This window comes from Microbacterium sp. Leaf203, from assembly GCF_001421275.1.
Taxonomy (GTDB): Bacteria; Actinomycetota; Actinomycetes; order Actinomycetales; family Microbacteriaceae; genus Microbacterium; species Microbacterium testaceum_A.
Map to the genome: position 1 here is coordinate 487,879 of NZ_LMKF01000022.1, position 20,711 is coordinate 508,589.

General features: G+C 69.0%; 17 protein-coding genes. 6 read left to right on the plus strand and 11 right to left on the minus strand.

Annotated elements, in window-relative coordinates; genetic code table 11:
* Positions 1 to 12 precede the first annotated feature (12 nt).
* The 5 genes from ASE56_RS03510 to sfnG all read right to left on the minus strand — a co-directional run bounded on the left by ASE56_RS03510 (position 13) and on the right by sfnG (position 8,114).
* Positions 13 to 1,086, minus strand: coding sequence for an ABC transporter permease (locus tag ASE56_RS03510; RefSeq protein ID WP_056224978.1), 1,074 nt, complete (start codon positions 1,084 to 1,086; stop codon positions 13 to 15).
* A gap of 121 nt (positions 1,087 to 1,207) precedes the next feature.
* A complete protein-coding gene (locus tag ASE56_RS03515; RefSeq protein WP_056224981.1) occupies positions 1,208 to 2,839 on the minus strand; it encodes an ABC transporter substrate-binding protein in 1,632 nt (543 codons plus the stop codon).
* Positions 2,840 to 3,012: 173 nt separating this feature from the next.
* Positions 3,013 to 3,624: a hypothetical protein gene (locus ASE56_RS03520; protein ID WP_056224984.1), complete on the minus strand. Its 612-nt coding sequence runs from the start codon at positions 3,622 to 3,624 to the stop codon at positions 3,013 to 3,015.
* 61 nt (positions 3,625 to 3,685) lie between these two features.
* Positions 3,686 to 6,790 (minus strand): M14 family zinc carboxypeptidase, encoded by a 3,105-nt coding sequence (locus tag ASE56_RS03525; protein WP_056224987.1) that lies wholly within the window; start codon positions 6,788 to 6,790, stop codon positions 3,686 to 3,688.
* A 190-nt stretch (positions 6,791 to 6,980) separates the two neighbouring features.
* A complete protein-coding gene (sfnG, locus tag ASE56_RS03530) occupies positions 6,981 to 8,114 on the minus strand; it encodes a dimethylsulfone monooxygenase SfnG (protein ID WP_056224989.1) in 1,134 nt (377 codons plus the stop codon).
* Between the two features lie 123 nt (positions 8,115 to 8,237).
* Here sfnG and ASE56_RS03535 point away from each other — a divergent pair, with 123 nt between their 5' ends.
* Positions 8,238 to 9,299, plus strand: a complete 1,062-nt coding sequence (locus ASE56_RS03535; RefSeq protein ID WP_200914112.1) for an LLM class flavin-dependent oxidoreductase — start codon at positions 8,238 to 8,240, stop codon at positions 9,297 to 9,299.
* Positions 9,300 to 9,614: 315 nt separating this feature from the next.
* Here ASE56_RS03535 and ASE56_RS03540 read toward each other — a convergent pair whose 3' ends face one another.
* Both ASE56_RS03540 and ASE56_RS03545 read right to left on the minus strand, forming a co-directional pair.
* Positions 9,615 to 10,928 (minus strand): O-acetylhomoserine aminocarboxypropyltransferase/cysteine synthase family protein, encoded by a 1,314-nt coding sequence (locus ASE56_RS03540; protein WP_056224991.1) that lies wholly within the window; start codon positions 10,926 to 10,928, stop codon positions 9,615 to 9,617.
* Entirely contained in the window at positions 10,921 to 11,862 is a 942-nt protein-coding gene (locus ASE56_RS03545) for a RimK family alpha-L-glutamate ligase (RefSeq protein WP_056224993.1), read from the minus strand. Before ASE56_RS03545 ends, ASE56_RS03540 begins: the two co-directional genes overlap by 8 nt.
* A gap of 101 nt (positions 11,863 to 11,963) precedes the next feature.
* Here ASE56_RS03545 and ASE56_RS03550 point away from each other — a divergent pair, with 101 nt between their 5' ends.
* From ASE56_RS03550 to ASE56_RS03570, 5 genes are all read left to right on the plus strand, one after another.
* The gene (locus ASE56_RS03550) at positions 11,964 to 12,794 is read left to right on the plus strand and encodes a bifunctional 2-polyprenyl-6-hydroxyphenol methylase/3-demethylubiquinol 3-O-methyltransferase UbiG (protein ID WP_056224996.1); all 831 of its coding nucleotides are present in this window, start codon (positions 11,964 to 11,966) and stop codon (positions 12,792 to 12,794) included.
* A gap of 83 nt (positions 12,795 to 12,877) precedes the next feature.
* Positions 12,878 to 13,813, plus strand: coding sequence for an ABC transporter ATP-binding protein (locus tag ASE56_RS03555; protein ID WP_056224997.1), 936 nt, complete (start codon positions 12,878 to 12,880; stop codon positions 13,811 to 13,813).
* On the plus strand, positions 13,810 to 14,607 hold the full coding sequence (locus tag ASE56_RS03560; protein WP_056224999.1) for an ABC transporter permease: 798 nt from the start codon (positions 13,810 to 13,812) through the stop codon (positions 14,605 to 14,607). Before ASE56_RS03555 ends, ASE56_RS03560 begins: the two co-directional genes overlap by 4 nt.
* A gap of 19 nt (positions 14,608 to 14,626) precedes the next feature.
* Entirely contained in the window at positions 14,627 to 15,736 is a 1,110-nt protein-coding gene (locus tag ASE56_RS03565) for a sensor histidine kinase (protein ID WP_056228136.1), read from the plus strand.
* Positions 15,733 to 16,338, plus strand: a complete 606-nt coding sequence (locus ASE56_RS03570) for a response regulator transcription factor (protein ID WP_056228139.1) — start codon at positions 15,733 to 15,735, stop codon at positions 16,336 to 16,338. Before ASE56_RS03565 ends, ASE56_RS03570 begins: the two co-directional genes overlap by 4 nt.
* Here ASE56_RS03570 and ASE56_RS03575 read toward each other — a convergent pair.
* The 4 genes from ASE56_RS03575 to ASE56_RS03590 all read right to left on the minus strand — a co-directional run bounded on the left by ASE56_RS03575 (position 16,335) and on the right by ASE56_RS03590 (position 20,644).
* Complete coding sequence (locus ASE56_RS03575; RefSeq protein ID WP_056225001.1) at positions 16,335 to 16,724, minus strand: DUF779 domain-containing protein; 390 nt, start codon at positions 16,722 to 16,724, stop codon at positions 16,335 to 16,337. The two genes, ASE56_RS03570 and ASE56_RS03575, sit on opposite strands and share 4 nt — an antisense overlap.
* 116 nt (positions 16,725 to 16,840) lie before the next feature.
* Positions 16,841 to 18,391, minus strand: coding sequence for an aldehyde dehydrogenase family protein (locus ASE56_RS03580; RefSeq protein ID WP_056225004.1), 1,551 nt, complete (start codon positions 18,389 to 18,391; stop codon positions 16,841 to 16,843).
* Positions 18,392 to 18,753: 362 nt separating this feature from the next.
* Complete coding sequence (locus tag ASE56_RS03585) at positions 18,754 to 19,278, minus strand: hypothetical protein (protein WP_056225005.1); 525 nt, start codon at positions 19,276 to 19,278, stop codon at positions 18,754 to 18,756.
* Between the two features lie 79 nt (positions 19,279 to 19,357).
* Positions 19,358 to 20,644, minus strand: a complete 1,287-nt coding sequence (locus ASE56_RS03590; RefSeq protein WP_056225008.1) for a GAF domain-containing protein — start codon at positions 20,642 to 20,644, stop codon at positions 19,358 to 19,360.
* Between the last annotated feature and the right edge of the window lie 67 nt (positions 20,645 to 20,711).

Sequence of the window (20,711 nt, forward strand, 5' to 3'; positions counted from 1 at the left end):
GCATCCGACATGTCAGTACCTCACTCGCGGGTCGATGATCGCCGCGATGACGTCGACCAGGAAGTTAGTGAAGGCGACCAGCACGGCGATGATCACGACGATGCCCTGCACCGCCACGAAGTCACGGGCCTTGAGGTACTCGCTGAGCATGAATCCGAGGCCCTTCCACTCGAACGTCGTCTCGGTCAGCACCGCACCCGACAGCAGCAGGGCGATCTGCAGGCCGATCACGGTGATGATCGGGATCAGCGCGGGACGATAGGCGTGCTTGGTGACCAGGCGGTACTCCCCCACGCCGCGCGAGCGCGCCGAGGTGACGTACTGGGCACCGAGGGTGCCGATGACGTTCGTGCGCACCAGACGCAGGAAGATCCCCGCCGTCAGGATGCCGAGAGCCACACCGGGCAGGATCGCGTGGACGAGGACGTCACCCGCGGCCGCCCCGTCGCCCAGGCGGATCGCATCGAGCAGGTAGATGCCGGTGGGGTTCTCGATCGAGGCGAACTTCAACTCGGTGCGGGTGCTCGCACGACCGGCGACCGGCAGGACGCTCAGCCACACCGAGAAGACGAGCTTGAGGAGCAGCCCGACGAAGAAGATGGGCGTCGCGTAGCCGAGGATCGCCCCGATGCGCAGGGTCGCGTCGGGCCAGCGGTCGCGCTTGTACGCGGCGATCAGACCGAAGGGGATGCCGATGAGCAACGCGACGAAGAGCGCGTAGATCGCGAGCTCGAGGGTGGCGGAGCCGTACTGCAGCAGGATCTCGATCACCGGACGGTTGTCGGTGAGCGTCGTGCCGAAGTCACCGCGGAGGATGCCGCCGATGTACTCGAAGTACTGCACGATCAGCGGCCGGTCGTAACCGGCCTGCGCGATGCGCTCCGCGAGCTGATCGGGGGGAAGACGGCCGCCGAGGGCGGCGGTGATCGGGTCGCCCGTGATGCGCATGAGCACGAACACCACGGTGACGAGGATGAACACCGTCGGGATGATCAGGAGCAGACGGACCAGGATGTAACGCCACAGTCCTCCGCCCTTGGGAGAGACGGGTTTGGCGATGTCGGCAGCGTCGACGGCGGTGACCATACGGGAGAGACCTCACTCAACGGGGGAACGGCGCCTCATCGCTCCGCTCTCACCCAACGACCGAGGGTACGTGACCCCCGGTCGTCGGGTGAGCGGAAACGCGCGAGGCGCCGATTCGGTCTTACTTGTGCAGCGGTGCGTAGCGGAACTTGAACGACCCGTCGAGGACGGCGCCCTCGACGCTCGAGCCCACGATCGCGACCTGCTTGCCCTGGAGCAGCGGCAGCGTCGAGAGGTCGGCGGCCACCTTGTCCTGGATCTCGCCGATCTCCTGCTCACGCGTGGTCTTGTCGGTCTGCGTCGCCTGGTCGACGAGCAGCTTCTGGACCTCGGCGTTGTCGTAGTGGTTCAGCAGGAAGTTGTCCTTCGAGAAGAACGGGGTGAGGTAGTTGTCGGCATCCGAGTAGTCGGGGAACCAGCCGAGCTGGTAGGCGGGGTACGCGTCGGCCTTGCGGTCCTTGGTGTACTGCACCCACTCGGTCTGCGCGAGGTTGACCGTGAACAGGCCGTCCTTCTCGAGCTGCGCCTTGACCGCGGCGTACTCGTCACCCGACGAGGGTCCGTAGTGGTCGCCGTTGTACTGCAGGTTCAGCGTGACGGGGGTCGACAGACCGGCCGCCTCGAGGGTCGCCTTGGCCTTGGCGGCGTCGGGCTTGCCGCTGCCGTCGCCGTACATGTCCTTCAGCGCCTCGTTGGCACCCGCGAGACCCTGCGGCACGTAGGAGTACAGCGGCGAGTAGGTGTCCTTGTAGACGTCGGTCGCGATGGCCTGGCGGTCGACGAGGTCGGCCGCGGCCTGACGGATCGCGAGCGACTTGGCGGCGTCGGCATCGGGGGTCTTCGTGCCGTACGGCATGGTGTCGAAGTTGAAGACGATGTAGCGGATCTCGCCGCCGGGGCCGTCGACGACCTTGACCGCATCGTCCTTCTGCAGGTCGGCGACGTCGGTCGCGCTCAGGCTGCGGTAGGCGACGTCGATCGCACCCGACTGCACGTCGAGCTTGAGGTTCGACGAGTCGGCGTAGTACTTGGTCGAGATGCCGCCGTTGGCCGCCTTGGGGAGCGACCCCATGTAGTCGGCGTAGGGCTTGTACGAGATGAGCTCGTTCGGCTTGTACGAGTCGATCGTGTACTGACCGGCGAAGGCCTTGCCCTCGACGATCGCGTCGTCCGAGGTGACGGCGGTGGCCGAGAAGACCTCTTCGTCGACGATCGGCGCGGCGGGGCTCGAGAGGATCTGGGGCCAGACCTGGTCGTTGCCGTTCTTCAGCGTGAACACGACCGTCGTGTCGTCGGGAGCGGCGACGCTCTCGAGGTTGCCCAGCAGCGACGCGGGGCCGTTCGGGTCGTTGATCGCGACCTGGCGGTCGAACGAGAACTTCACGTCGGACGACGTGAGGTCGTGGCCGTTCGCGAACTTCAGGCCCGACTTGAGCGTGACCGTGTATTCGGTCGGCGAGGTGAACTCGGCCGACTCGGCGATGTCGGGGGTGACCTCGGACGTGCCGTACTGGCTGTTCATGAGGAAGGGGTAGATCTGCGTCATGACGGCGAACGATCCGTTGTCGTACGAGCCGGCCGGGTCGATCGAGGTGATCTTGTCGGTGGTGCCGATGACGAGGGGGTCGGTCGAGCCGCCGTCGGAGGCGCCGCCTCCGGTGGTGGTCGTGCAACCTGCCAGAACAAGGGCCGAGGCGCCGAAGGCGCCGATGACGAGGCCGAGACGGCCCCGCCCACTGATGTGCAGTGTCATGAATTACCTCTGCTGTGAAGTGTCGATTGCGACAGACGCCGCAGTCCTTCGGACATCTAAGTCCGATTCCCGCCGCTCACAAAGCCCTCGCGCGCATATTTACGAGACCGAAACTCAAGGGCGGTGCGACTGAGTCCCTGCGGCCTTCGGGCGCTCCCGGGCCTCTCCCCCGGTCAGCCGAGGTCCCGGGTGACGGCGATCGTCCTGCTCACGGTGCCGCCCGCACCCTGGACGGTGAGGGTGAACACCTGGTCGGCGTCGCGGCACGCGAACGAGATCGAGGTGAACCCGTCGGTGGCGGTGGGGACCTCCGCGGTGGGTTGGACGGAGGCGTCGCTCGTGGCCACGCCGATCCACGCGCGGTCCGCACCCTCGGAGCGCCACGAGAAGGTCAGCGGGACGACGCTGTCGCGCTCGTCGGGGCACACGGCCGTCTCGGGCTGCACGGCGAACGCCGCGATGACGGGGGCACCCTCGACGGGCGGAGCGGGAGCGGGAAGATCGGGGGATGCCGATGCCTCGGCCGCCGGGGTCTCGTCCGGCGCCGCAGAGGGAGCTGTCGTCGTCGGCGCGGGGGTCGTGGCTGCGGTCGTGGAGGGGGCCGTCACCGGAACGTTCTGCCCCTCGGGGGCGACGAAGGAGATCGAGATGGCCCAGATGGCCAGGGCGACCCCCGCGGCGATGAGAAGGGCGGCGATGGTGAGGGCGGTACGGCGGTTGCGGGTCGCCGGAGGCGCCGTACCGCCGTCGGCGGCGGCCTCGAGGGGTGCATTCGGGTCGGTCATGGGGGGAGCTCCAGGGGGTGGGGGAGTCCGGGGAGGGGCGGGCGCCCCTCCCCGGACGGTGTCACTGCGCGCTGCTCGTCGCGCGCACGCGACCGATCACGACCAGGCCTGCACCGATCATGCCCGCGGCGAGCGCCAACCAGCCGAGGGAGGACATGTCGGGCGAGCCGGTGGCGGCCAGATCACGCGGGGCGTCGCCCGCCGGAGCGGGGACGGGCGTCTCGCTCGGGTCCGCGCTCGGGGTGGGGATGGGTTCCGCTGCGGCGGCGACGACGACAAGGTCGTCCCATCCGAAGAGGGTCCCCTGCGCGGCGAGCGCGGCCGCACGGGCGGCATCGGGCGCCTGTCGATCACCCAGCAGGACCGCGACGCGCAGATCGCCGAGGGCCAGGTCGGCCGGCAGCGTGAGCGTCGCCGAGGTGGCGGTGACCTCGTCGAACTCGACCGCCACGGGGCCCGGGAACAGCAGCGCGAACGGGTCGTCGCCGGTGAGGTCCGCCCCGAGTCCGACCGTGATCGTCTGTCCCGCGACCGCCGTCTCGGGGACGGTCACCGTGCCTCGCGTGGCATCGGTCAGGTCCTCCTCGATGACGCTGGGCGGCGGAACCACCGGGGTTCCCTGCCCGGCCGCCCAGAACACCGCGCGGGCGATGTCGCTGAACGCCCCCACGGGGTGGGCGCGGTACGTGGGCGAGGTACCGAAGACGAAGGCCCGCGAACCAGACGCCCCCGTGAGCGAGACCGCCGACGCTTGGCCGGCGGCATCCTGGACCGATCGCCCCTGCGTCGCGCGCCAGTGGCCCGAGACGAAGGTGTCGGTCGCCGCATAACGCTGCTCGACGGTGACGCCGGAAGCGAGGTTCGGGAACCACGCGAAGGTGGAGCCGAAAGCGGTGTCCTGCGGGTAATCGCCGAGGATGCCCTCGCTCGGAGTGTCGACCCGCGCGATACCGTTCGATCCGCTCGTTCCCGAGACGGCGGCGAGCGGGGTGACGTACGTGTTGACGAATGCGGCGGCCGCCGTGCCTCGCCCGACGACAGGCTTGCCCGCGGCGATGTACGCGCGCACCTTCTCGGCACCCGCGGACTGCGCTTGCGTGAAGCTCAGTCCGGTGCCGATGTAGAGTACGTCGATCGCGCCGAGGTCGACGTCGCCGGAGGTGACCGCCGCCGCAGAGACCGCGACGGGTGTCGGGAAACCGAGTTTGATCAAAGCATCGCGGTCACCGGCATCGCCGACGTACCCGACCTTCGTCAGAGCCAGCGCTGTGCTCTCGCCGTCACGGAGGGGGCGTCCGTCGCTCAGGACGAAGTCGACGCCGAAGACGGCGGCGGCCTCGCGGGCAGCGGTGCGCGAGGTCTCGTCCGCGCCGACCACGATGGTGCCGTCGGTCACCTGCGACAGGGCGACGCCTTCCGCGAGGAGCGCGTTGACCGCCTGCCAGTCGGAGACACCGCGCGGCTCGAAGGTGAGGTAACCGGGGCCGTCGGGAACCGCGCCGGTGAGCGGCGCCGACGTGACGCGCTCCAGGGCCGTGGCCGGGGCCGGGTCGGTGGTCTCGCCGACGCGGACGACATCGGCACCCCACAGCAGAGCGAGGCTCCACGCCGAGATGTCATACATGTCCGGCACCCGGTTCGAGATGTCGGACCCGTCGGCGAGCAGCACGTTAGCGAGACCTCGAAGAGGCTGGTGCATGTCGACGTAGTAGGAGCCGGCTGGATAGTCCGTGCCATCGATGCGCGCACCGGAGGTCATCCGATCGACCCGGACACCGTTCACGAGCAGCTGCTGGACGAGGGTCTGGGCGTCGGACTCGGACCTCTGGCCGACACCGGCGGGGATGACGTAGGCACGGGGGAAGTCGGCGTTGTACACGTCGGTCTCGTCCCAGATGTCCGTCCACTGCGTCGGCACGCCCGGCGCGAGATCGCTGGGCTCGATGTCGGCGGGGATCTCGCGGCTGGGCTCGCCGGCGGCACCGCGACGGAAGATCTCGATCTGATTGTCGAGCAGGGCGTCGCTGTGGGTGTCGACGTAGTCCACAACCGTGTCGATGACGAGCTCCGCGACCTCGATGTTGACCTTCGCGCGGGCGGGCTGGTCGCCGCTGCGACCGAGGGGGAGCTCGACGGTGTTCGTGATCGCACCCTGGTACGCCACGTACTGCGGGGCGAAGATCGGCGGCCAGTCGTCCCAGCCCGAGCGCTGGTCGCGGAACGGAATGTTGATGTACCCGGTATTCGTGGAGGTGACCCCACCCGAAGCCGGGTCGTAGTAGGTGTTGCCCGGGATGTTCGCGGCGGTCACGGCCTCCTCGATCTCGAGGGCGGTCGCATAGGCGTGGGGCACGAAGAGGTCGTACTCGTAGTTCTCGCCGTGCGGCGGTCCGCACGGCTCGACCTGGAGCACGTTGGTGTAACCGTGAAGGTCGATGAAGTAGGTCGGCTGGATGACACTGGCCAGGTCGCGGACGATCGATGCCTCGGCCGTGGCTCCTGTGATGAAGTCGCGGTTCGGGTCGTACCCGTTGGCCGTTCCGCGCTGGCCGAGCGCGCGCCCGTCGGGATTGTTGGTGACCGTGAAGTAGATGCGGTGGTCCTCGAGCATCTCGGTCGTGGCCGGGTCGGTGCTCGTCGCGAGATCTTCGATGTAGTTGAGGGTCGCGTCGGTCCCCTCCCACTCGTTGCCGTGGATGTTGCCGTTGAACCACATCGGCACCTTGTAGCCGGACTGCAGCGTCGAGTCGGCGGCCGCGGCAACCGGGTCGGCCTTGATGAGGTCGCGCCAGACACCCTGCTGCCGGGTTTGCTCGACGCTCTCGGGCGTGGTCAGCGTGACCAGGTAGATGTCCCGACCCTGAGCCGACGTGCCGACGACCTGCGCGGACACGCGGTCGCTGGCATCCATCAGGGTGTTCAGGAACGGGGCGATCTCGTCGTACGGGCGGACACCGCGCGCGATGGACTTGTCGTCGGGGTTGTCCGGGAAGACCTTGAGGTCGGGCTGCACCGGGTATGCCGTCGGCATGTCGATCAGTGGCGAGGCCGGTCGCACCACGCTCAGAGGCGGTGGGGCGATCGCGGCCGAGACCGGGGCGGCGGCGAACACGGTCGTCACGGCGATGCCGCCGACGACCGTGCCCGCGAGGATGCGTCTCTGCACGGGTTCTCCATCAGGTTGCGATCGCACGGCCTGGAGCTTCCCGCGCGGTCGAGGGGGATAGGACCGATCTCGATCCTGGGAACAACCTATGGATTACCTGTTACAGAGTTATGACGAATCGGAGCCGATCTCGGTCATTCCGTTATCGGCATATGCATCGTCGCGACCTTCAGCTCAGTCGGATCACCTGTCAGCTCGCGGCTACCCCGATCGGATCGCCCGTCCGCGCCAGGTCCGCCTCGAGTTCGCGGACGATAGGGATCACCGTCTCTCCGAAGTGCTCCAGCTCCTCCTGGAAGTGCAGGAAGCCGAGCAAGAAGAGATCGACCCCGCGCTTCTTGTACTCGATGATGCGCTCGGCGATCTGCTGCGCATCTCCGAACAGCTGGGTGCGGAACCCGTCGTTGTACTGCACGAGGTCCTCGAGCGAAGAGTCCGCCCACATGCCCTTCTTGTCGGCCGTGGAATTGCCCGCCTCCTGCACGCTCTTGCGGAAGCCCTCGACGGCGCCCGAGTCGGCGTGGGCGATGATCTCGCGCAACTGCGCCTCGGCCTCGGCGCGGCTGTCGCGCTGGATGACGAAGCCGTTCAGCCCGAAGCGCGTGCGTCGACCGTGCTCGGCCGCGACGCGGGTGACGTCGTCGTGCTGCTCGGTGAAACCGTCGAAGTCCTTGCCGTTCGAGAAGTACCAGTCCGAGAACGCACCGCCGTTGAAGCGCGCGGCGGTGGAGTTGCCGCCCTGGAAGATGTCGGGGTGCGCCCGCCCCGGCACCTCGAACGGGAACGGGCGCAGTGTGAAGTCGGTGATGTCGTAGTACGTGCCGTGGAACGAGAACTTCTCCTGCGTCCACAGACCGCGCAGCACCTGGATGAACTCGGCCGCGCGCTCGTACCGCTCGTCGTGCTCGAGCCACTCCAGCCCCAGGTCGGTGTACTCGTCCTTGAACCACCCGCTGACGACGTTGACCGCCGCACGACCGTGCGAGAACTGATCCGCCGTGTTGATGAACTTCGCCAGGACAGCCGGATGCCAGATGCCGGGGTGGATGGCGGCGATGACCTTGAGCTTCTCGGTGGCCAGCAGCAGGGCCAGGCTGATCGAGGTGGACTCGTGCTGCTGCGCGGCGCCGTAGCTGGAGGCGTACCGCACCTGGCTCAGGGCGTACTCGAACCCGACCCGCTCGGCCGTGCGAGCCAGCTTCACGTTGTAGTCGTAGTCCCAGTCGGTGCGCTGTTCGATCGAGCTGATGACGAGCCCGCCGCTGACGTTGGGCACCCAGTAGGCGAACTTCAGCGGCTCGTGGGTGGGCGGAAAGTCGGTCATGGGGTTCTCCTCGCGGATCGGAACCCGGCAAACTTCGCACCGCTTCGGCCATCGGTCAACGACATGTGACGGACCGTTTCGCCCCGTGACGCCGGGCGACGCCGACCGGGTGAGGATGGAGCCATGACCTCCCCCCAGCGCGTGCGTTTCGGCTACTGGACCCCCATCTTCGGCGGGTGGCTGCGCAACGTCGACGACGAGCAGACACCCGTGTCGTTCGCCCACATCGCCGAGATCGCCCGGGCGGCCGAAGAGGGCGGATTCGATCTGACGCTCATCCCCGAGCTGAACCTCAACGACATCAAGGGCGTCGAGGCGCCGTCGCTCGACGCCTGGGCGGTGACCGCGGGACTCGCCGCCGTGACCTCGAAGCTCGAGCTGCTCGCGGCCGTGCGCCCGGGCTTCCACAATCCCTTCCACACCGCCAAGCAGGCGGCGACCATCGACGAGATCAGCGGGGGACGCTTCACCCTGAACGTCGTCTCGGCGTGGTGGGCCGAAGAGGCCACGCAGTACGACGGCCTCTTCAGCGCCCACGACGACCGCTACGCCCGCACGATCGAGTGGGTCGAGGTGCTGCGCGGCCTGTGGTCCGAGACGCCGTTCGCGTACGAGGGAGAGTACTACCGCACCGAGGGGACGTACCTCGAGCCGAAGCCGCAGGTGCGGCCGCGCCTGTACGCGGGCGGCGAGAGCGAGGCGGGACGCAACGCGATCACGCGCTTCGCCGACGCGTATCTGACGCACGGCGGCACCCTCGAGGAGCTCGAGACGAAGGTCGCCGACATGCGCCGGCGCCGGGCCGAGGCCGGGGCCACGCCGTTCGAGGCGTTCGGAATGGCGGCGTACGCCGTCGTGCGCGACACCGAAGACGAGGCGCAGGCCGAGATCGACCGCATCACGGATGTGCGCGGGGGAGCGGCCTACGGCTCGTACCAGGACTTCGTCAGCAAGTCGAAGCTGGACACCCAGGTCGACCTCAAGGAGTACTCGGTCTCGAACCGCGGCCTGCGGCCGAACCTCGTCGGAACCCCTGATCAGGTGGCGGAACGCATCGTCGCCTTCGCGGACGTCGGCGTCTCGACCCTGCTGTTGCAGTTCTCGCCGCACCTGCCCGAGCTGCAGCGCTTCGCCGCCGAGGTGATCCCGCGCGTGCGGCGCCTGGAGGCGCAGCGCGACGCCTGACGGGGCGTCGCGAAGGCGGGCTCGTCCGGTGTGAGGCGCGCATGGGCGTGCGGGCTCGTGCCGTACCGTTCCCTTCTTGTTGAAGTGTCCAAAACACCCGGACGACATCGAAGACCGTCCGCGTGTTTTGGACACTCGTGGGGGTGGCGGGGCCGGATGCCGGGAACCCGAGCGCGTGTCGAAGGTCGGGCCCCGCGGAAGGTGGGGCCTGCGCCGGGACTCCGGGGCTGGATGCCGGGAACCCGGCCGTGCGCGAAGGTCCGACCGTGCGCACACCGGGGCCCGGCGGCGCCGGACCCCCCCGTGACGGGAGCGTCAGCTCGACGCGCGAAGCGCCTGATCGAGATCGGCGACGAGGTCTTCGGCGTCTTCGAGGCCGATCGACAGGCGGATCAGGCCGTCACCGATGCCGAGGCGATCGCGCGTCTCTTGCGTGAAGCCGAGGTGCGTCGTGGTCGCGGGGTGCAGGGCCATCGATCGGGTGTCGCCGATGTTGGTCATGCGGCTGAACAAGCGCAGGGCGTCGAAGAACCGCTCGGCTGCGGGACGGCCCCCGCGCACGGTGAACGAGAACACCGAACCCGAGAGACCGCCGTAATCGCGCACCGCGAGCGCGTGCTGCGGGTGCGAGGGCAGGCCCGCGTAGTCGACGCTCTCGACGGCGGCGTGCTCCTCCAGCCACTCGGCGACCGTGCGGGCGGTCGCGAGGTGTTGGCGCATGCGCACCGACAGGGTCTCCATGCCCTGCTGCAGCAAGAACCCGTTGAGCGGCGAGAGCGCCGGCCCGGTGTCGTTCGCGATGCCGAACCGCAGCGACAGCTCGAATGCGCGCGGCCCGAACGCATCGACGAATGACGCGTGCCCGGCGATGGCCGTGTCGGTGAGCGAGGGATAGGACCGAGTGGATGCCACCCAATCGAACGTCCCACCGTCGACCACGGCGCCCGCGAGGTTCGCGCCGTGCCCAGAAAGGAACTTCGTCGCCGAGTGCACGACGATGTCGGCTCCGTGCTCGATCGGGCGGATGAGGAACGGCGTCGCGATGGTGTTGTCGACGACGAGAGGGATGCCGTGCCGCTGCGCGACGCGAGCGACGGCGTCGATGTCGACGACGTCGTTCTTGGGGTTCGGCAGCGTCTCGGTGAAGATCGCCTTCGTCTCGGGGCGGATCAGGGCGTCCCATTCGGCGTCGTCCGCGGGGTCCCAGACGTACTCGACGGTCACGCCCATGCGGGCGAAGGTGCGGTCGAAGAGCACGCGCGTTCCGCTGTAGATGCTGGCGGTCGAGACGATGTGCTCGCCGCTGCCGGCGAGACCGAGCAGGGCGATGGTGATCGCCGCCTGGCCCGAGCCGACGACGATCGCGCCCGAACCGCCTTCGAGCGACGCCAATCGCGCCTCGGCCACCTGGTTGGTGGGGTTGGCGTTGCGCGAGTAGAGGTGGCCCAGATCGGCTCCCGCGAACCGGTCGGTCGCCTCTTGGAACGAGTCGAACCGGTAGGCCGCCGACAGGTGCACCGGTGTGATGCGCGAGCCGTGCGTCAGGTCTTCGACCTCGCCCGCATGCACCTGGCGCGTGGCGAAGCCGAAGCCGCGCCAGTCGGAGTGCGGGGGAGCGGCCTCAGCCACGGAGACCGACCGCTTCTTTCGGCAGCAGCGAGCCGAGCCAGCGAGCGATCTCGCGCGGCCCGGAGCGCGGCGCGGTCGCCTCGACGTCGGGGTTGTAGTTCGTGTTGGTGTTGACGTCGTAGGTGACGGTCCGGCCGTCGCGCGTCTCGATGAACTCGATGCCCGCGATGCCCACACCCTCTGCCGCGAGGAAGGCGAGGTAGCGGTCGATGAGCGCCGGATCGACGTCGTCGCGACGACGGAACAGCGGCTCGGGCTCGACACCGTCGGCGCCCGGGATCGCGCAGGCCTCGGCCGGGCAGAGCTCGAAGCTGCCCGCGCTCGTGTCGACGCGCACCGCGTAGACGAACTCACCGGCGACGAACTCGGCGCGCGTGATGAAGGGCGCCTGCGCGACCAGCAACTCTTGCAGGAGGGTGATGCCGTCGGGGGAGGGCTCGAAGTCGGCGCCGGCCACCCACGCCGAGAACTCGTCGACGGAGTCCCAACGGCGCACGCCGAGGCCCTTTCCGCCCTGGTTGTGCTTGCTGATGAAGGGCGCCCCGAACTCCCGCGCCTTGGCGACGAGATCGTCGGTGCCGAAGACGGCGACGGTGCGCGGGACGTCGATCCCCGCGTGACGCAGGGCGGCATGCTGCGCCACCTTGCTGACCTCGAGCTCGAGAACGTCGGCACCGTTGATGACCGTTCGTCCCCAAGACGCCAGCCAGCGCAACACGGCCCGACCGAACTCCTTGCTGTGCGCGTGATCACGCGTGTGCGCCGATGCGCTCAACCGCGACCAGAACACTCCCTCAGGAGGCTCGACCGCGAGGTCGATCGACCCGTCCGTGAGCAGCCACTCCTCGAACGGCACGCCCTCCGCCTCGAACGCCGCCGCGAACGGCGGAATCCACTGGGGGTTCTCGTGGATGACATAGACCTTGCCCGACATGCCGCCAGGCTAACCCGCACCTCCGACATCACGCCCGCCCCGCGTCACGCGGCGACACCGGGTCATGGCATCCCTAGGCTCGATTCCCGGAAAGGGATGCCATGACCTCCGACTACATCGACGCCAACCGCGCCAACTGGAACGAGCGCGCGACGCTGCACGCCGCCCGGGACGGATCGGGATACGGAATCGCGCGCTACATCGACGACGCCGACGCGCTCTCGGACGTCGTGCGTTTCGACCGGCCGCTGCTGGGCGACATCTCAGGCAAGCGCACCGCGCACCTGCAGTGCCACATCGGCACCGACACTCTGTCTCTGGCCCGTCTCGGCGCGACGGTGACCGGTCTGGACTTCTCCGAGAACGCCGTCGTCGAGGCCCGCCGCCTCGCTGCCGACGCGGGCGTCGACGTCGAGTTCGTCCAGGCGGATGTCCGGGATGCCGCTGACGTCCTGCCCCGCGGAAGCTTCGACCTCGTCTACACCGGGATCGGCGCCCTGTGCTGGCTGCCGTCGATCTCGGAGTGGGCCGGCGTCGTGGCCGAGCTGCTCGCACCAGGAGGCACGCTGCACATCCGCGAGGGCCACCCCGTCCTGTGGGCGATGAACGAGGACCTGCCGGGCTTGTCCCTGACGTTCCCGTACTTCGAGCAGACCGCCCCGTTGGAGTGGGACGACGACAGCACGTACGTCGAGGTGGCCGCGCCGCTCACGTCGACGAAGACCTACGAGTGGAACCACGGCCTGGGCGAGATCGTCACCGCCCTGCTCCAGCGTGGCCTGCGCCTCGACACGCTGGTCGAGCACGACAGTGTGCCGTGGGAAGCGCTGCCCGGCCGCATGACGCTTCGCGGCAACGGCGAATACGCGTTGACCGAGCAGCCGTCTGTCGTGCCGCTCAGCTACACGATCAGGGCGACGAAGGTGGCGTAGCGGATCCACCCATGACGAACGTCACCTCTGAATGGTGACAGCCGTCCGATGTGCGGCGAGCGCCCCGAGGCGAGCATGAACACATGACCTCCTCCACCCCCACCCCCGCCGCGATCGACGCGCGGGGCGTCGTCAAGAGCTTCGGCTCCGTCCACGCCGTCCGCGGCGTCGACCTCACCGTCCGACCGGGCGAGATCGTGGCCTTCCTCGGCCCGAACGGCGCGGGCAAGACCACCACGATCGACATGATCCTGGGCCTCACGAACCCCGACGACGGCAGCATCGAGGTGTTCGGCCACAGCGCTCGCGGAGCCGTCGCCCGGGGCCTCGTCTCTGCCGTCCTCCAGTCGGGCGGGCTGCTGAAAGACCTGACCGTGCGCGAAACGGTGGAGCTGACGGCGAGCCTGTTCGCCGAGAAGCGCCCCGTCGACGAGGCCCTCGAGCGGGCCGGCATCCTGAGTCTCGCCCGCCGCAAGGTGGGCCTGTGCTCGGGCGGCGAGCAGCAGCGTCTGCGCTTCGCGATGGCACTCGTCAGCGACCCGGCGCTGTTGATCCTCGACGAGCCCACCACCGGCATGGACGTCGAGGCACGCCGGTCGTTCTGGAACGCGATCCGGGCGGATGCCGCGCGCGGACGCACCGTGATATTCGCCACGCACTACCTCGACGAGGCCGACGAGTACGCCGACCGCATCATCCTGATGCGCGGCGGGCAGATCGTGGCCGACGGCAGCACCACCGAGATCAAGAACCTCGTCTCGGGGCGGGTCGTTCAGGTGACTCTCCCGGATGCCGACCTCACGGCCCTCGCGGCCGTTCCGGGCGTCGACTCGGTCGAGGCCGCCGGCGAGCGCATCACCGTGCACACGCGGGATTCCGACGCCCTGGCGCGTCACCTCCTCACCTCCACCTCGGCGCGGGATCTCGAGATCACCGCCCAGAACCTCGAGAGCGTGTTCCTGACGCTCACCGCCGAGCCCTCGGCATCCGACCTCGTCCCGACGGGAGCACTCCGATGACCGCCATCGCCCTCGACCGCCCGCTCCCCGCCATGGGCGGCTTCACACTGACCTATCTGCGCATCGAACTGGTGCGCAAGCTGCGCAATCCGCGCAGCATCTTCTTCACCGTTGCGTTCCCCGTGCTGATGTTCTTCATCGTCGGGTTCCAGACCCTCGACGTCCCGCTGACGGATACGCCGCTGGCGTCCGGGGGAGTGTCGGTGGCCGCGTACATCATGGTCTCGATGGCGATGTACGGAACCATGATGTCGGCGACCCAGACCGGGGCATCGGTCGCGGTCGAGCGCGCGCAGGGCTGGTCGCGGCAACTGCGGCTCACCCCTCTCAACCCGATCTCGAACGTCGTCGTCAAGATGCTCGCCGGCATGATGTTCGGCCTGATCGCGGTCATCGCGACCTACGCGGTGGCCGCCGGCGCGGGCGTGCAGCTCGCCCCGGTGCAGTGGATCGTCACGGGTCTTTCGGCCTGGGTGCTCGCCGGAGCCGTCTTCACCACCCTCGGCCTGATGGTCGGCTACATGGTGCCGGGCGAGAACGCGGCGCAGATCACGAGCCTCGCGGTGGTGCTGCTGTCGTTCCTCGGCGGCCTGTTCTTCCCCCTGTCGTCGATGCCCGACTTCTTGCAGGTGATCGGCAAGCTGACGCCGGTCTACGGCATCGGCGAGCTCGCCCGCTCGCCCCTCACGGGTGACGGATTCGACCTCGGCGCCCTCGTCAACGCGGTGGTCTGGCTCGCAGTGTTCGTCGCCGGCACCGTCTACTTCTTCCGTCGCGACACGCGTCGCGGCTGACACGCCTAGGGTGAACGACGTGAGCACGACGACCGGCCCGGAGCGCACCCGCGTTCCGGGCCGCCGTCCGTTCCGCCGCGGCTGGTTCATCGGGGCGTCGATCTCGCTGATCTGGACCTTCCCGGTCCTCGTCGAATTGTGGGAGGGTCCGAGCGTCGCGGGTCACCTCGTCGGCACCGCGATCATCGTCGTGTTCGCGGCCGTGTTCATGGCGACGGTTCCCTACGCCCGCGTCACCACGTCGCGACTTCGCCGGCTGCTGCCGACGGTGGTGCTCTTCGCGCTGAGCCTCGCGCTGCTTCCGTGGCTCGGCACCGACGTCCGCTGGATGTGGACCTTCGTCGGCGTCGCGTTCGCCGTCTCGGCGATGGGCCGCAGGACCACCTGGCTCTTCGTCCCCGCCCTCAGCGCCCTGTCGTTCGTCGTCGGCGAGGCGATGGGGGCCGACGCGTTCTCGAACGTCGTGAACTCGGCGATCATCCTCTCGATCTCGATCATGATGTTCAGCTTCGTCGAGAACATCTCGACCCTCGAGCGGCTGCGTGCCGCACAAGAGCAGATCGCCGAACTCGCCGCCGAACGCGAGCGCGGCCGCGTTGCCCGCGACGTGCACGACATCCTCGGACACTCGCTCACGGTGATCACCGTGAAGGCCGAGTTGGCGGGACGACTGATGGATGCCGGCTCCCCGGCCGCCCGCGACGAGATCGCCCAGATCGAGGGTCTCTCCCGCGGAGCCCTGGCCGACGTGCGCGCGACCGTGCACGGCTACCGCGGCGTGAGCATCAGCGGCGAGCTCGCCGCGGCCCGCGCCGCGCTCGAGAGCGCCGGCGTCTCGGCCGACCTCCCCGGCTCCACCGACCAGGTGCCCGCAGACCGCCGCGAGCTCGCGGGATGGGTCGTGCGCGAGGCCGTCACCAACGTGGTGCGTCACTCGGGCGCGAGCGCCTGCCGCGTGCGACTCGACAACCGCTCGATCGAGGTCGCCGACGACGGATGCGGCCCGGCGTCCACGGCATCCACCGGCTCAGGACTCACGGGACTCCGCGAGCGCGTCGAGACCTCCGGAGCACGGTTGACCATCGGTCGCAGCGACCTGGGTGGATTCAAAGTGAAGGTGGCGTGGTGATCCGACTGCTCATCGCCGACGATCAGGCCCTCGTGCGTGGGGCCCTCGCCGCCCTGCTCGGACTCGAGGCCGACATCGAGGTCGTCGCCCAGGTCGGGCGCGGAGACGAGGTGGTCGAGGCGGCGCGCACGTCGGAGGCCACGGTCGCCCTGCTCGACATCGAGATGCCCGGGATCGACGGGATCGCCGCCGCCGCGCGGGTGCGGACCGAAGTTCCCGGATGCCGTGCCCTCATCGTCACGACTTTCGGACGCCCCGGCTACCTGGCGCGGGCGATGCAGGCCGGCGCCTCGGGCTTCGTGGTGAAGGACACGCCCGCGGCCGAGCTGGCCGACGCGGTGCGGCGGGTCTCCCAGGGACTGCGCGTGGTCGACCCCGCTCTCGCAGCCGAGTCGTTGGCGCAGGGCGACTCGCCCCTGACCGAGCGGGAGACCGACGTGCTCGCCGCTGCCCGCGACGGCGGCTCGATCGCCGACATCGCGCGGACCGTCCACCTCTCGGAGGGCACCGTGAAGAACCACCTCTCGAGCGCGATCGGCAAGACCGGCGGGCGGAATCGTGCGGATGCCGTGCGGGTGGCCGTCGAGCGCGGGTGGCTCTAGCGGTCGGCGCCCACTCCGAACGCCTCCGCTTCCTCTTCCGTCAGCATCCGGGAGCGGATGAGGAAGCGCATGCCCGTCGGTCCCTCGACCGAGAAGCCCGCGCCACGACCGGGGACGACGTCGATCGTCAGGTGCGTGAACTTCCAGTACTCGAACTGCGACTCCGACATGTAGACCTCGATCGGGTCATCCAGACCCGCGTCGATGTCGCCCAAGTGCACGTCGCTCGGACCCGTGATGAACATGCCCACGGGGTAGCACATGGGGGAGCTGCCATCGCAGCAACCGCCGGACTGATGGAACATCAGCGGCCCGTGCGTGGCCGTGAGCTCGCGCAGCAGCGCGGCCGCGGCATCCGTCACATCGACGCGAGAGAACTCGGCCATGTCCCGTTCCTTTCGAACGATGTCCCACTTTCTGTCGTCTGAGGGGTGCTCAGACGACCATTTGTGGGACATGGCGAGGCGGCGCCGAGGCCCGAAAGCCCCGGCGCCGCTGCGACTCAGAAGAAGCCCATCGCCCCGTCGGCGTACGACACGAGCAGGTTCTTCGTCTGCTGGTAGTGATCGAGCATCTTGAGGTGGTTCTCGCGACCGATGCCCGACTGCTTGTATCCGCCGAACGCCGCGTGCGCGGGGTACTGGTGGTACGTGTTCGTCCAGACGCGGCCCGCCTCGATCGCGCGACCGGCACGGTAGGCGGTGTCGCCACTGCGTGCCCAGACGCCCGCGCCCAAGCCGTAGAGCGTGTCGTTGGCGATCGAGATGGCGTCGTCGAAGTCGTCGAACGACGTGACCGACAGCACGGGGCCGAAGATCTCCTCCTGGAAGATGCGCATGTCGTTCGTGCCTTCGAACACGGTCGGGGCGACGTAGTAGCCGCCCGACAGGTCGCCACCGAGGTCGACGCGCTCCCCACCGGTGAGCAGCTTGGCGCCACCCTGCTTGCCGATGTCGATGTACGACAGGATCTTCTCGAGCTGGTCGTTCGAGGCCTGCGCGCCGATCATCGTCTCGGGGTCGAGCGGGTTGCCCTGGCGCACCTTCTTCACGCGCTCGAGGCCGTCGCCGAGGAACTGGTCGTAGATCGACCGCTGAATGAGCGAGCGCGACGGGCACGTGCAGACCTCGCCCTGGTTCAGCGCGAACATCGTGAAGCCCTCGAGCGCCTTGTCGTAGTACGCGTCGTCGTTGTGCAGGGCGACGTCTTCGAAGAAGACGTTGGGGCTCTTGCCACCGAGTTCGAGCGTCACGGGGATGAGGTTCTGCGAGGCGTACTGCATGATCAGGCGGCCGGTCGTGGTCTCGCCGGTGAAGGCGATCTTGCGGATCCGCTTGTGCTGCGCGAGCGGTGCACCCGCCTCGATGCCGAAGCCGTTCACGATGTTCACCACGCCCGCGGGGAGCAGGTCACCGATGATGTCGAACAGGAAGAGCAGCGACGCCGGCGTCTGCTCGGCCGGCTTGATCACGACGCAGTTGCCCGCGGCGAGGGCCGGAGCGAGCTTCCACGCGGCCATGAGGATCGGGAAGTTCCACGGGATGATCTGACCCACCACACCGAGCGGCTCGTTGAAGTGGTACGCCACGGTGTTCTCGTCGAGCTGGCTGAGCGAGCCCTCCTGCGCCCGCAGCACGCCCGCGAAGTAGCGGAAGTGATCGACCGTGAGGGGAATGTCGGCGGCGAGCGTCTCGCGCACCGGCTTGCCGTTCTCCCACGTCTCGGCGACGGCGATCTTCTCGAGGTTCTCTTCGATGCGGTCGGCGATCTTGTTCAGGATGACGCTGCGCTCGGCGGGAGTGGTCTTCTTCCACGACGCGAACGCCTTCCACCCGGCCTCGACCGCACGGTCGATGTCGTGCGCGTCGCCGCGGGCGACCTCGCAGAACGGCTTGCCGGTGACGGGGGTGATGTTCTCGAAGTACTCCCCGGAGTGGGGTTCGACCCATTCGCCGCCGATGTAGTGCCCGTACCGCGAGCGGTACTCGGCGACGGCCCCGCGGGTTCCCGGGGCGGCGTAGACGCTGGATACGCCTTCTTCGACGATGGTCATGCGTGTCTCCTTCGACGGTCATGAGTCGCCGCGTCGGCTTCGGGCGGCGATGCGCCGACGGTACGCCGCAGGAGGTTGCATCGGGTTGCGCGGGCGAGCGGGCATGCGCTGAGGACGCATTCGTTCGACGAGACCGCACGAGATCGACGCGAAACGGGTGCGTCGTCGACGAATGAATGCGGCTTCGACGCATACGCGAGGCCCGCGCCTGGAACCCGACGCACACGCAAGGACCGTGCCTGGAATGCAGCGCACGCGGGGGGACCGCGCCAGAAGCCCGACGCCGACGCGGGCAGGACGGCCGGACAGAACGACGGATGCCGCGACCCTCGGGCCGCGGCATCCGTTCGAGCGAACGCTGTCTACGCGTCGGCGTCGGCGAGCACCGAGCGCAGCGGGGGCACGTTGACCTCGTGCAGGTCGACGCCGTCGAGGCGCTCGATGCTCTGCACGCGCGGCGCGATCGCGCGGTCATCGGCGACGATCCAGCTGCCGACGAGCAGGAAGCGGTCGTTGCCCGCCGTGATCGGGCCGGTGAGGGCGAAGGTCTGGTGCGTCGGCGTGAGGAAGGTCACGCGCACGGGCGTTCCGTGGGGGAGGGTCGAGGGATCGACGACGTCGGCCTCGAGCGCGGGCTGGGGAGCCTCGATGCCGAGGTCGATGCGCTGGATCTCGGCGCTCGTGGCGAGGATGACGTCGCCCACAAGCGGCTGCCCGCCCACGCCGATGCGCACGGTGCCCTCGAGCGCGTACAGGCCGTAGCGCGGGGAGCGGACGATGACGCGCGCGACGTCACCCGCCTTGACCTCGGCGAGGGCCTCGCGGATACGCCCCACGTCGCGACGGGCGCGTGCTGCCGAGAAGATGTCGAGCGCGTTTTCGTCCATATGTTCAGCGTAACGAGGGCCTCCGACATCGGGGACGCTCTCGGGAAATCCCCTGGTTGCGCCGGGCGAGCGCGGAGTGTCACCCCCGAGCGAGACGCTCCAGTCGAGCGACCAGTCCCGCTCGCTTGGGGGAGCGGGCGGGAACGAGCTCGAGGCAGAGCCGCAGCACCTCTTCGTCATCGCGCGCATCGGCTGTCTCGGCGTAGGCGAGCAGGACGTCGACCCCCGCCTCTTCGATGAGGGCCTCTCGCAGGGTCGAGCGCACCGATTCGCGTACCTCGACCACTCCAGGTGCCTCCGACTCCGGCAGCACCGGTCCGGCGTACGCGGCGAGCGCCACGCGATGCGCACCCCTGTCCAGCAGCGACAGCACGTGCTGGGCGTCGGTCTCGAGGCCCACGGGCAGTCGATAGGGACGGGATGCCGGAACGAGACGCGGCGCCACCGGCACGAGCGCGCGCCGAAGCCGCACCATCTCGGGGCGCAGCGTCTCGACGGCGGCGTGGCCGTACACCGCCTCGCTCAGGGCCTCGGCCGACAGCCCCTCCCGGTGCACGGCGAGCAGCAGAAGGATCTCCGCGTGCCGGGCGCTCAACTCGACCGACGCACCCCCGACCTCGAGCAGCGCGCGATCCCGTCCGAGGATGCGCAGCAGAGCCCGGGCCGGCGCGGACCGCCGCGGGGGAGGAGCCTGCTGAGCGCGCAGCCGCCCCACGAGGATCTCGCTCTCGATCGCCCGGGCCGTGGCATCCACCAACAACTGGGCTTGAGGTGTCACGGCCTCGGGCCCTCCGGTGACATCGATCACGCCGAGCAGACGCCGCGTCTCGGGATCGTGCACGGGCGCCGCGGTGCAGGACCACGGCTGCACAAGGCGATTGAAGTGTTCGGCACCGCGGATCTGCACCGACCTGTCGAGTGTCAGCGCCGTTCCGGGAGCGGACGTGCCCACGGCATCCTCCGCCCAATTCGCCCCCGCCACGAACCCCATGTCGCCGGTCAGGGCGCGGATGTGACGATCGCCTTCGACCCACAGCAGACGGCCCGCAGCATCGCCGACCGCCACGACCACGCCCGATTCCTCCGCAGTTCCGGGCAGGAGCAGAGAACGCACCATGTCCATGACCCCGGCGAGCGGGTGAGCGCGGCGGTAGGCCTCCAGCTCGCCGCTGGGAAGGTCGAGCGGAGGAAGACCTTCGGGGCCGACGAGGGATGCCAAGGACCTCCGCCACGACTCCTGCACGAGCGGTCGCACGTCGTCGAGTCGGCGGTCGTCGTTGCCGGCGATGAGCTCCTCGTGAGCACGCGCGATCAACAGCCCCGAGGTCTCGGGGGAAACAGTCGGTCGCGACCATGGAGAGGGCACGGGACTCCCATCGGCGGTGACGGAGGTGGCTCCCAGTGTAGGTCGCGTGGTGCGCGTGGGGGAGGGC

What these genes read in the sequence shown, in the direction of transcription:
- ASE56_RS03555 (WP_056224997.1), top strand. Translation starts at nt 12,878, where the DNA reads ATGACCTCCTCCACCCCCACCCCCGCCGCGATCGACGCGCGGGGCGTC.
- ASE56_RS03585 (WP_056225005.1), bottom strand. Translation starts at nt 19,278, where the DNA reads ATGGACGAAAACGCGCTCGACATCTTCTCGGCAGCACGCGCCCGTCGC.
- ASE56_RS03535 (WP_200914112.1), top strand. Translation starts at nt 8,238, where the DNA reads ATGACCTCCCCCCAGCGCGTGCGTTTCGGCTACTGGACCCCCATCTTC.
- ASE56_RS03545 (WP_056224993.1), bottom strand. Translation starts at nt 11,862, where the DNA reads ATGTCGGGCAAGGTCTATGTCATCCACGAGAACCCCCAGTGGATTCCG.
- ASE56_RS03575 (WP_056225001.1), bottom strand. Translation starts at nt 16,724, where the DNA reads ATGGCCGAGTTCTCTCGCGTCGATGTGACGGATGCCGCGGCCGCGCTG.
- ASE56_RS03510 (WP_056224978.1), bottom strand. Translation starts at nt 1,086, where the DNA reads ATGGTCACCGCCGTCGACGCTGCCGACATCGCCAAACCCGTCTCTCCC.
- sfnG (WP_056224989.1), bottom strand. Translation starts at nt 8,114, where the DNA reads ATGACCGACTTTCCGCCCACCCACGAGCCGCTGAAGTTCGCCTACTGG.
- ASE56_RS03520 (WP_056224984.1), bottom strand. Translation starts at nt 3,624, where the DNA reads ATGACCGACCCGAATGCACCCCTCGAGGCCGCCGCCGACGGCGGTACG.
- ASE56_RS03550 (WP_056224996.1), top strand. Translation starts at nt 11,964, where the DNA reads ATGACCTCCGACTACATCGACGCCAACCGCGCCAACTGGAACGAGCGC.
- ASE56_RS03580 (WP_056225004.1), bottom strand. Translation starts at nt 18,391, where the DNA reads ATGACCATCGTCGAAGAAGGCGTATCCAGCGTCTACGCCGCCCCGGGA.
- ASE56_RS03515 (WP_056224981.1), bottom strand. Translation starts at nt 2,839, where the DNA reads ATGACACTGCACATCAGTGGGCGGGGCCGTCTCGGCCTCGTCATCGGC.
- ASE56_RS03560 (WP_056224999.1), top strand. Translation starts at nt 13,810, where the DNA reads ATGACCGCCATCGCCCTCGACCGCCCGCTCCCCGCCATGGGCGGCTTC.